The 11,490-nt window shown below is 34.7% G+C and carries 8 protein-coding genes and 1 pseudogene; 5 read left to right on the top strand and 4 right to left on the bottom strand.

The features are described from left to right. Positions 1–369: 369 nt before the first annotated feature. Positions 370–738 (top strand): annotated as a pseudogene (locus GFJ36_RS16265) (MarR family transcriptional regulator). Positions 739–962: 224 nt separating this feature from the next. Next, a complete protein-coding gene (locus tag GFJ36_RS16260; RefSeq protein ID WP_060487298.1) occupies positions 963–1,844 on the top strand; it encodes a LysR family transcriptional regulator in 882 nt (293 codons plus the stop codon). A 315-nt stretch (positions 1,845–2,159) separates the two neighbouring features. Here GFJ36_RS16260 and GFJ36_RS16255 read toward each other — a convergent pair whose 3' ends face one another. The 4 genes from GFJ36_RS16255 to ycaC all read right to left on the bottom strand — a co-directional run bounded on the left by GFJ36_RS16255 (position 2,160) and on the right by ycaC (position 6,063). Next, positions 2,160–3,995, bottom strand: coding sequence for an amidohydrolase (locus GFJ36_RS16255; RefSeq protein ID WP_141542737.1), 1,836 nt, complete (start codon positions 3,993–3,995; stop codon positions 2,160–2,162). A gap of 13 nt (positions 3,996–4,008) precedes the next feature. Continuing rightward, positions 4,009–4,602 carry an antibiotic biosynthesis monooxygenase gene (locus GFJ36_RS16250; protein WP_087984532.1) on the bottom strand — a complete coding sequence of 198 codons (594 nt, stop codon included), beginning with the start codon at positions 4,600–4,602 and terminating at the stop codon, positions 4,009–4,011. Further along, positions 4,599–5,243, bottom strand: coding sequence for a hydrolase (locus GFJ36_RS16245; protein WP_000067162.1), 645 nt, complete (start codon positions 5,241–5,243; stop codon positions 4,599–4,601). The genes GFJ36_RS16250 and GFJ36_RS16245 overlap by 4 nt, the downstream gene beginning before the upstream one ends. A gap of 175 nt (positions 5,244–5,418) precedes the next feature. Beyond that, on the bottom strand, positions 5,419–6,063 hold the full coding sequence (ycaC, locus tag GFJ36_RS16240) for an isochorismate family cysteine hydrolase YcaC (RefSeq protein ID WP_097890342.1): 645 nt from the start codon (positions 6,061–6,063) through the stop codon (positions 5,419–5,421). A 516-nt stretch (positions 6,064–6,579) separates the two neighbouring features. On the opposite strand from ycaC, the gene GFJ36_RS16235 reads away from it, so the two are divergent. The 3 genes from GFJ36_RS16235 (at position 6,580) to GFJ36_RS16225 (ending at position 11,213) form a co-directional block, all read left to right on the top strand. Further along, positions 6,580–7,416, top strand: coding sequence for a bromoperoxidase (locus tag GFJ36_RS16235; RefSeq protein WP_097890340.1), 837 nt, complete (start codon positions 6,580–6,582; stop codon positions 7,414–7,416). Positions 7,417–7,858: 442 nt separating this feature from the next. Beyond that, on the top strand, positions 7,859–9,448 hold the full coding sequence (locus GFJ36_RS16230) for a bifunctional metallophosphatase/5'-nucleotidase (protein WP_097890338.1): 1,590 nt from the start codon (positions 7,859–7,861) through the stop codon (positions 9,446–9,448). 433 nt (positions 9,449–9,881) lie between these two features. Next, the gene (locus tag GFJ36_RS16225; protein WP_157349680.1) at positions 9,882–11,213 is read left to right on the top strand and encodes an erythromycin esterase family protein; all 1,332 of its coding nucleotides are present in this window, start codon (positions 9,882–9,884) and stop codon (positions 11,211–11,213) included. Positions 11,214–11,490 lie beyond the last annotated feature (277 nt).

Below are 11,490 nucleotides of genomic sequence, written 5' to 3'. Positions count from 1 at the left end.
ACCCCCACTGATTAAAGTTTCACTTTATATGAAAGATTAGAGCTCTCCTTTTTGTAGGAGAGCTCTAATCTTTTTTTTAAAACTATATCATATATATAGGCAGACCATCACCTGAAATTTGTTCCGATTCAATTTAGAATATGACAAAAGAGAACTTGCGTTAGAAAACAAGCTCTCTTTAAAAGAAATAACGCAATTGAGATACTTATATAGTAACAATTGTTTTCTTCTAATTCTATATGTCTTATGTTGAGAAATAAATTATAAGTGGCTTGATAAAGCTAAAACGAATTATTGACATAATATTTTGACGATAATATAATAAATCTCGAATTCAAGATAACTTGTAAAGGATTGGTAATTAGGAACGTGATTAACGATGAGAGCTTATCTTTAAAGTTATTTGTTATATTATCAAGGGCAGTACAGTCAATCACTAAGCGTATTGAAGAGGATATAAAAAGTTATAGACTTAATCCAACTGAATTTGCAGTGCTTGAGCTACTATACAGTAAAGGCGATCAGCCTATAAAAAATTGGAGACAAAATATTATTTGCAAGTAGTAGTAGTAGTATCACGTATACGTCAATTACTTCAGAAGGTATTGAATTGATGGATACTATTTTTCCTCAGCATAAAGAGGGGATTCGGCAAATATTTGATAGTTTGGACTATATGGAGAAGAAATGATAATTAAAGAGTTGAAAAAGTTAGGATGTTACACACGGAAATTGTAAGTTTTTAGAGGTTATTTCTGTTTAGTAATATCCTAATTAAATATAAATTAAATAAATAGGAGGAAAAATTAATAAATAGTAGTAAATTTGTTGTAATACAAAATAAGAAAATTATGTAATTGTAATTGTAATTAGTGTAGTAGGTAATAAAGCTGTTATGTTAACGTATACATATTGTCCTTTTCATTATAAATCTTTCATAAAGCGGAGAGTGGGTATCAAGAATGGAATTACGTCATTTAGAGTATTTTATTCAAGTTTGTAATAATAATAGTTTTACTAAAGCTGCGGAAGTTCTAGGTATTTCACAGCCGACTTTAAGTCAGCAAATACGTGTGTTAGAAGGTGAACTTGATACACCCTTGTTTCATCGAGTTGGAAGAGGTATCAAAATGACAGAAGCGGGTAAGCTGCTATTTGATAAAGGAAAATTTATCATGCAACAATTTGATGACGTTTATAATGAAATTTTTGAATTAAAGGGTGTAAAAAGAGGTGTGATTACTATAGGAGGTTTATTAGAGGACCTCACTTATTTAACACCTTATATTATGAAGTTTCAACAACATTATCCCAACATTATAGTAAAAATTATAGAATCCGAAGTTGCTGTAAATCAAATCGTTGACCAAAATATTGATTTAGGAATCACACGTAGTGCTCAAATTCCAGACACATTAACAAGCACCCTTTTGTATAGCGAAGAGCTCGTCCTTGTAATTCCAAAAAAACATCCTTTGAATGAAAAATCATTTGTTTCTTTTCGAGAATTAGCAGGGCTGAGTAGAATAATGGTTTCATGTAGTTGTCGTGAATCTATTAAGATATATTGTGAGAGTTTAGGGTTATCTTTATCTGAAGCAAATATAGAAACAAAATCTTCTATTTCTCTATTGAGCCTTGTATATAATGGACATGGCGTTGCCATAATACCTCTTTCACTAGTTGACTTTGTTAATAATGATAATTTGAGTATAGTTCGTATTATTGATCCGACACCAAGTCAAGATATTAATCTTATTCACTTTGATGATAAATTTTTAAGTTTTGCAGCACGTATCTTTATGCAAAAGTTAAATGATCCTGAAAAAGTATTAGTATTATAGAAATAATAATGATTATAGTGTGAGAGTTAAAAATGATACATAATCCTTGGGATAAGACCTAAATTACAGTCAAAGGGCATTGGCTTTATATGTGTGGTGTGATCGATTCAAATGGGAATATCATTGACTTTTACTTAAGGAAAAAAGGGCAGACTTTGCAAGGAGAGAAGGCTGTCAAAAATAAGTCAAGTTAATCCATCAACTCTTCGGTCTTATCGTATAGTACTAGATTCCAATAGGGATATACAATGCTATTTCGAATTTGCATATCCTTATTGTAGAAAGAAAACCACCGGCATTACCGGTGGTTTTGACTTAGAAAGCAAAGCAAGTACAACCAATACCCCATTTAGTTCCATCTTTTCCTATTACGGTATGAGTGTGTTGATGGAGAGGGTTACTGCAACTATGTAACTTGTGATCATGGGCATCGTGAGAAAGTATAGTGTGGGCTAGGTTAGCGCCACCATAACCATAAACTCCCGTCGGTGACCAATCAGGTGATGCTGGCGGTAATTCAGGTGATAAATTTTTAAATTCATCATTTCCATAAACAACCTGTCCACCCATAATGGTGAGTAATGATTCAAGGTTCTTAATTTCTTCTTCTGGCACAGTAAAGTAGTCAGCAGACAATACAGCAAGATCAGCAAACTGACCTACTGCAAGGGTTCCTTTTTTACCTTCATCACCAGAGAACCACGCACTTCCTTTTGAATATAATTCCAGTGCTACTTTTCTATCAAGTTTATTTTTTTCATCGTATATTGAAAGTCCACCAATGGTTTTTCCGGCAACCATCCAATAAAGAGCAACCCAAGGGTTATAGCTGGAAACCCTAGTTGCATCACTACCGGCGCCAACAGGTATACCTAGGTCTAACATACGATAAATCGGAGGGGTACGCTTTGCAGCTTCCTTTCCGTATAAATCAACAAAGTATTCACCTTGAAAAGCCATGCGGTCTTGGATGGCAATACCACCATTTAAAGCCTTAACACGTTCCATACTACGTTCTGAGATTGTTTCTGCATGGTCAAACCACCATCGTAGACCATTAAAAGGAATTTCTTTGTTGACTTCCTCAAATACATTTAAGAATCTTGTGATTGACTCGTCATAAGTTGCATGTAAACGGAAGGGCCAACGGTTTTCCACCAATAGAGAAATTACTTTCTTTAAGTCAGCTTCCATCATCGTAGCTAGTTCAGGCCGTGGCATTTGAAACTTTTCAAAATCGGCTGCCGAGAATACTAACATTTCTCCGGCACCATTCATTTTATACTTATCAGTTCCTTGACCTGGAGAAACAATTTTTGCCCATGAAGCAAAATCTTCATATTCATGATTAGGATTTTGCGTAAATAGATTATAAGCAATGCGTAAAGTTAATTGTTCTTTCTCGGCTAAATGTTCAACAACTCTGTAGTCGTCAGGATAATTTTGGAAACCGCCACCTGCGTCAATAGCACTTGTAATACCTAATCTATTTAATTCGCGCATAAAATGGCGAGTTGAATTAATCTGGTCGTCAAAATTAAGTATTGGAGCCTTACCCAGACTTGAATAAAGAATAGAAGCGTTAGGATTCGCAATTAAAAGGCCCGTTGGATTACCTCGTTTATCCCGCTCAATTAAGCAGCCTGGAGGGTCTGGGGTATCTTTTGTGTATCCCAGTGCACGCAGCCCTGCACGATTTACAAGTGCTCTATCGTAAAGATGTAGTACAAAGACAGGTGTGTCTTCAGAAACAGCATTAATCTCTGCCAAAGTTGGCAACCGTCTCTCTTTAAATTGAAATTCAGACCAACCTCCAACTACTCTTACCCATTGAGGAGCAGGTGTACGCCTTGCCTGTTCTTTGAGCATTTCGAGAGCAATGGCAAGCGAAGGCACACCTTCCCATCGTAATTCCATATTATAATGAAGACCGCCACGAATAACGTGTATATGAGAGTCATTCAGGCCTGGGATAGCTCTCTTTCTTTTAAGGTCTATTTTTTTTGTTTTTTCTGTGGCACTATGAAGAATCTCATCTCCACCTACTGCAGTTATTAAACCATCAGTTATGGCGATAGCAGATACCTCAGGTTGAGAGGAATCAAGGGTAGTAATTTTTCCGTTATATAAGATCATATCCGGTACATTCATATTCACACCTCGTCTACTTCCTATTATTTTGTAACCATGGATGAAATAATTTACCGAAAATCGGCATAACTACCCATGATAGCAAGGACACTATACATATAGAAACAAAAAAAGCGGACATAATAGGATTCATATGTTTTATAATAGGTCCTATCAATTTAGGAACTAACATGCTAAGAGGCCATACACCCAGAAGGGTAACGATAGACATTTTCCATTTTGGCGGTGGAAGTGGCGTTTTCGGAGTAACAAACCAATAGGCCAAACTGCTTTCAGTTTTGTAACTCGGATTAGTAACTTGAAATTGTTCTGCCGTTTTTAACAAATCTCGGCGAACATCTGATTCTTGCCAAGCACGTAGATGCTCATACGTATCAAAGCGAAAAATAACCGTATACTCTCTGGATGCATTATTAGGGACTATTAGATTTACACCTAAATGCCCTGGGAATTTAGTAGCGGCAGCTTCGATTTCATGTCTCCATGTTTCAAACTGTTTTTCTTTGCCTTGTTGAATTTTCCATGTAACAATCGTTGTTACTGGATCAGCAGCATCCATCGTGTTCTCTGTATAAGTCTCTTCGACAGCTACTCCTTTTTGTTTCATATTTTCCTGCTTGGAAGTGCACCATGCACCATAGTATATGCGTATTCTACGCCTTGACCATAAGCACCAGTGTGTTCTTTTACAATCTCCATTACCGCATCATAAGTGTCTTTGTGTGCCCAGTCACGTTGATATTCAAGTAAAACTTGAATTGCTGTCACTGGAATGGCACCAGCTTGTTCTACACGACGCATAGCAGCGTTATGTGCTGTCAAACTAGTACCACCTGAAGCATCATCAACTGCATACACCTCATAGCCAGCTTTAATTGCTTCAAGCACAGGGAATGCAAGGCAAACTTCAGTCCAAAGTGCTGCAAATATTAATTTCTTTCTACCTGTTGCTTTAACTGCTTCAACAAATTTTGGATCTTCCCAAGAGTTCATTGAACTGCGTTCTATAATTTCATGGTTTGGGAATATGTCAAGAATTTGTGGCCAAAAATAACCAGAAAAGCTGCGTGTCTCAACTGTAGTAAGAATAGTAGGTACGTTAAAAGTTTTTGCTGATTTAGCAAGCAACATAACGTTATTAATCAATGTTTGTCTATCAATACTTGCAACTCCAAAAGTCATTTGAGGTTGAAAATCAATCAAAATTAAGGCACTGTTCTCCGGATTTAATAATTCTAAATTACTCATAATAAAACGCTCCTTTTTTAATTGTTTAAAATTATTTATTGAAAGGAATGTATCTTCTGTCAATTAAAGCCCTGCTATACTTTTTAATGTAAAATTTAGTGCCGATTTAATCAGCACTAAATCTATACTATCTACTCTAAAAAAAGTAATTTAAAGCTATTTCTTTGGAATATATTTATGCATTTTGTTTACTAAGATCGCGCTGAGCTCCCATATAGCTTCCAATTATATTTTGATAACCTGGAAGATTACTAGCAAGTAAATTGCCAAAACCTTCAACATCGTTGCGCCAATCCCGTTGTAATTCGCAAGCTACGCTAAACCAGTTCATAAGTTGTACACCATTATGTGCCATACGCGTATTGGCAGCATCTGCAACTTGTTTACTGAAAGTTCCTGAAGCATCAGTGACAGCAAATACTTCATATCCAGCTTTTATAGCGGAAAGTGCTGGGAAAGCAACACAAACGTCTGTTACTACGCCCGCGATGATGAGTTGCTTTTTTCCAGTTTCTTCGATTGCTTTTACAAAATCATCATTATCCCATGCGTTAATTTGTCCAGGTCGAGCTATTTTTTGTGCGTGAGGAAAGAGATCAACCAATTCTTGCATTAAAGGTCCATTAGGTCCGTTTTCAAAGCTTGTTGTTAAAATAACTGGTAAATCAAAAAACTTAGCAGTGTGAGCAAGAGCTAAAACATTGTTTTTGAATTCATCAACACCATAGTCACGTACTAGTCCGGACATAAGACCAGTTTGATGATCTACTAAAAGCACGACAGCATCATCTTTGTTAATACGAGAATAGAAATCAGTCATTATGTATTCCTCCTAAAAATTAAGTAATCGAAGAAAGTTTAAATAGTCAAATATTATCATGATTTTCTTCGTTTGTTACGATTAGTTTGTAACTAAGCTGAACGATAATATTAGTTATAACAGCATTCACAGAATATGAAGCGCTATACAAATTTATAGTATTTGAAAACCGATTCATTAATCAATTCTAAATTATCTATAATTCGGATAGATGGTAACTATAGTTATTTTCACCATAAAATTGATTGGTTTTACCTATACATTCTATAGATAGAACGATATTGATAGTTACCTATTTTTGTTATTAGAATTGAATAGGAGGAATGTTCAGCAAATACTTCGTGATGAAAAAGGTATGAGATGGGGACTTGTTCCATAAATAGAAAATGAAATCATTGGAACGATAGAGTTTCATGCTTAGCGTTCACCATACAAATGTGCATAAATAGGTTATGATATTCATCCGGATTATTGAAGAAAAAGATATATATTAAAATATTTTTTGGAGGTAGAAGAATGGCAAAGATTACTGTAGGAACCGAAAATCAAGCACCAATTGAGATATATTATGAGGATCATGGCATAGGAAAACCAGTTGTACTAATTCATGGTTGGCCGTTAAGTGGTCGATCTTGGGAATACCAAGTTCCCGTTCTTGTTGAGGCTGGATACAGAGTTATAACATATGATCGTCGAGGCTTTGGAAAATCATCTCAGCCGTGGGAAGGGTATGAGTATGATACCTTTACTTCTGATTTACATCAACTATTAGAACATTTAGAGCTTCAAAATGTCACACTTGTTGGTTTTTCTATGGGTGGAGGCGAGGTAGCTCGGTACATTAGTACGTATGGAACAGATCGTATTGAAAAGGCTGTTTTTGCTGGAGCAGTTCCTCCATATTTATACAAATCAGAGGATCATCCTGAGGGGGCATTAGATGATGCTACAATTGAAGCATTCAAAAGTGGTGTGATAAATGACCGTCTTGCATTTCTTGATGAATTTACTAAGGGATTTTTCGCGGCTGGTAATCGAACAGATTTAGTTAGTGAGCCATTCCGTTTATATAATTGGGATATTGCAGCCAGTGCATCACCTAAAGGAACGCTTGATTGTATTACCGCCTTTAGTAAGACAGATTTTAGAAAAGACTTGGAGCAGTTTAATATACCTACCCTTGTTATTCATGGTGATTCAGATGCAACTGTACCATTTGAATATAGTGGGAAGTTAACACATGAAGCAATTCCTAATTCTAAAGTAGCGTTAATAAAGGGTGGTCCACATGGGCTAAATGCAACGCATGCCAAAGAATTTAATGAAGCACTCCTATCATTTTTAAAGGGCTGATTACAACTATATAATTGTTAATTGATAAATTATAAACAAGTAAAAATAAAGCTTTATAAAAGATGCTCTTGGATAAATCCAGGAGCATCTTTTTAAATTAGGAGTAGTGCACCACGGTAATCTTCCATTATGGAATTTCTATTCATTTTTAAATATTGATATTGAGATATTATCTTGAAAAATACTCATTAATTTCGAATTGAATAATCTTCTTAACAGCTAAAATGTATTGGTTAGAGTTTTTTTAGACCTCTTAGATGGATTGCTATATTACTATCAAGATAATATTTTGAATAATCCTCAAAACAAAGAAATGTTTTGTCAGAAAACAATAAAATCTTATTAATTTTTATAATTAGTTGAATTTTTATAGAAATAATTCTCTTAATATATTAAAATAACATCGTATTATGTCAGATTTTAATTAGGGGAGAGAAATTTTATGTTGAAAAAAATCATTCCAGTTGCTTTAGCGTTAAGTACAGTTACTTTTACTAGTGTATTTGCTGCGCCTTCAGCACAAGCAAGTACAGAACCAAACCGCTACATAGATGTACAAATGCTCGGTATTAACGATTTTCATGGGCAGGTAGACACTGTAAAAAAAATTAACAATAAAGATGCAGGGGGAATTGAGTACTTAGGGGCTTATTTACGTGATCGTGAAAAACAAAATCCGAATACATTAAAGGTACATGCGGGCGATGTTGTTGGAGCAAGTACTCCTGTTTCAGCATTATTACAAGACGAACCTACGATTGAATTTCTAAATGATTTGAAATTCGATGTTGGGACTATAGGAAATCATGAATTTGATGAAGGTGTTGCGGAAATGAACCGCCTTATTTATGGTGGATACCATGAGAAAACAGGGAATTTTAAAGGAGCAAAATTCCCATATGTTGCCGCAAATTTCTATAATAAATCCACTGGTCGTTTATTTTTACCACCATTCACTATAAAAAAGGTACAAGGAGTTCCTGTTGGATTTATCGGAGTCGTAACAACGGATGTTCCTAACCTTGTTATGCCTACTATGCTAAAGAATGTAGAAATTACAGATGAAGTTGAAGCTATTAACAAATCCGTAAAGCAATTAAAAAAACTAGGCGTTAAATCTATCGTTGTTCTTGCGCATAACGGAGGTACAACAGATGGGAACGGCGTAACAAATGGTGATATTGTCCGATTAGCAAATGAGACTGATCCAGAAGTCGATGTTATTTTTGGTGGGCATAGCCACACTTATGTAAATGGAACTGTTAATAATAAACTTGTCGTACAAGCAAATTCTTATGGTATGGCTTTTGCTGATGTTGATGTAAAGATTGATCGTAAGACACAAGATATTGTTGAGAAAAAAGCAGAAATTGTTACAACTTACCATGAAGGCATGGAGCCTGATAAAAAAATAAAGAAGAAGATGGAGAAATATCAAGCAAAAATCGCACCTCTTGTTAATGAAGTTGTAGGTAAGTCTATTGCTCCACTAGATCGCAAACTCAATACGGCTGGTGAATCTACTCTCGGAAATTTAGTTGCTGATGCCCAGCGTACAACAATGCAATCCCAAATTGCACTTATGAATCCTGGTGGTATTCGTAATGACTTAGATGCTGGTGATATTACATGGGGAGAGATATATGGTATTCAACCATTCGGAAATCAATTAATAAAAGTAAATTTAACAGGCCAAGACATTCGTGATATTTTAAATCAACAATGGCAAAAAGACATAACAAGAATGCTTCAAATTTCAGGGATCCAATACACTTGGGATGCGAACAAGCCTAATGGAGAAAAAGTAACAAGTATTCGCCTAACAAATGGAGAAGAAATTATTCCTTCTCAAACTTACAGCGTCGTTGCGAACGCATTTCTAGCTTCAGGTGGAGATGGATTTGTATCCTTTAAAAACGGTAAAGATGCTGAAACAGGACCAACTGATTTTGAAGCATTAGTAGATTATATAAAAAAATCAAAAGAACCAATTCAATCTGTTATTGATGGAAGAATTCAAAAAATAAATTAGATTTTTATTAGTCTCAAAAACAAATAGATTACCTGTACGCTAACTTTTTCGTGTGCAGGTAATCTATTTTTTATGGGCTTGAAATAAAGTCTTACTGTGGCCAATGGGTATACCGTCTAGATGCAGAGTGCAGAAAACAATGGAGTAGACAAAAAATAACCCCTAAGTTAACTCTATGATGAAGAGACTACAAATAATTAAAATTTGGAACTTCATATTAGCCCAATATTAACTACACTATAATGGATTGAAGCTCATGTAGTTTTATATTCGTATGAGTGAATTAAGGGTTTCTTAAGAACCTATTAAGAAATAAGTGAGTTTGAGGAATTAGAATAAATGTATCTTAACAGTAATAAGAGAGGTAATGGTATTAAACTGTAGTCCTTATAGTATGGCAAAAATTAATAAATTAGTATTTCAGGAGGTTTTTATGAAAAAGAAAATAATTATTGCACTTAGTGCTTCTGCTATAATACTGACTAATTTTGTAGGAAGTACTTATGCAGATTCGAAAATAGAAGTTTCTGTTACAGCTCCCTACAATACAAATCAAATAGCGAAATGGTTAGAAGCACATGCAAAGCCTTTAAAAACAACTAATCCAACTGCATCTCTTAATGATTTGAAACCACTTAAGAATATGGTAGGTTCAGCTTCAATTGTAGGTTTAGGTGAAGCTACGCATGGGGCTCATGAAGTTTTTACGATGAAAAACCGTATTGTTAATTACTTAGTATCTGAAAAGGGCTTTACCAACTTAGTTTTAGAAGAGGGATGGGACAGAGCTTTGGAACTTGATCGATATGTTCTTACTGGTAAGGGAAACCCAATCCAACATCTATCACCTACATTTAAAACGAAAGAAATGTTGGATTTACTTGATTGGATTCGGCAATATAATACTAATCCAAAACATAAATCTAAAGTGCGCGTCATCGGGATGGATATTCAATCAGTAAATGAGAATGTTTATAATAATATAATAGAATGTATAAAGAGAAACAATTCAGATCTTGTGCCTAGAATAGAAGCGAAGATAAAAGGTCTTATTCCTGTAACAAAGGATATGAATACTTTTGAGAGCCTTTCGAAAGAAGAAAAAGAAAAGTATATTTCAGATGCTAAACAAATCAGTGCTTTATTAGAACAAAATAAAAGTTATCTAAATGGAAAATCCAAAGAGTTCGCATGGATAAAACAAAATGCCCGTATTATTGAACAGTTTACTACAATGTTAGCGTCACCTCCTGATCAACCATCGGACTTTTATTTGAAACATGATATCGCAATGTATGAAAATGCAAAGTGGACTGAAGAACATTTAGGAAAAACCATTGTTTGGGGACATAATGGGCACGTTTCGAAAACAAATATGATTCCTTTTATATACCCTAAAGTAGCTGGGCAGCATTTAGCAGAATACTATGGGAAACGATATATATCTATTGGAACATCAGTTTATGAAGGACAATATAATGTTTATAATAGTGACGGTGAATTTGGCCCATATGGAACATTAAAATCAGATAATCCAAACAGTTATAACTACATATTTGGGCAAGTTAAAAAAAATCAATTTTTTATTGATTTACGTAAGGTGAACGGAGTGACAAAAACTTGGTTAAACGAACAACATCCAATTTTCGCTGGAATAACTACCGAAGGGCCTGATATACCAAAAACTGTTGATATATCATTAGGTAAAGCGTTTGATATACTTGTTCAAATTCAAAAAGTGAGTCCATCTCAAGTGCATCAATAAAAGTAGAATCATATGTCTTAATGACAACGTGATAAGTGGTTCATATAGCACTATGAAATTTTGTTATATAGCAAGAAAAATAATCACATTAGAAAAAAATCAGCAATGTAACCTGTTAAGAGTAAAATGAACCTTCAATATTTAAAGTGTAAAAAAACACCGGAGCGACAAAAATCGGTGTTTTTTGCGCTTTCGGGCACAGATGCTACTTCAATCCTGTCATTATAGAAACGATTTTGAATGTAAGGAATTTGTAAGGGATAGGTAAGGAAAAAGA

Source organism: Bacillus sp. EE-W1, assembly GCF_009760835.1.
In the GTDB taxonomy this organism is placed as follows: Bacteria; Bacillota; Bacilli; order Bacillales; family Bacillaceae_G; genus Bacillus_A; species Bacillus_A wiedmannii.
Note: the sequence above shows the minus strand (reverse complement) of the source record. Positions and strands in the feature narration are given on the sequence as shown.